Source organism: Pseudomonas sp. Soil_N_39, assembly GCF_057655955.1.
In genome coordinates, this window is the sequence record NZ_JBDGLI010000064.1 from 1 (window position 1) to 317 (window position 317).

A 317-nucleotide genomic window follows, 5' to 3' on the forward strand; every position below is an offset into this window, starting at 1 on the left:
CTCTTCGGCCACCACTTCGCGGCCATTGCCGGCGCGGGGCCGCTGGTCGGGCCGGTGCTGGCGGCGCAGATGGGCTACCTGCCCGGTACGCTCTGGCTGATCGCCGGCGTGGTGCTGGCCGGTGCGGTGCAGGACTTCATGATCCTGTTCCTGTCCACCCGCCGCAACGGGCGCTCCCTGGGCGACATGGTCCGGGAAGAAATGGGCCGCATCCCCGGCACCATTGCGCTGTTCGGCTGTTTCCTGATCATGATCATCATCCTCGCGGTGCTGGCGCTGATCGTGGTCAAGGCCCTGGCCGAGAGCCCGTGGGGGAT

The 317-nt window shown here is 68.5% G+C and carries 1 protein-coding gene; it reads left to right on the plus strand.

The window, feature by feature from the left end; genetic code table 11:
• Window positions 1-317, plus strand: a 317-nt coding sequence (locus AC3A5O_RS28830; protein WP_487754027.1) for a carbon starvation CstA family protein, incomplete at both ends; no start/stop codon positions are given.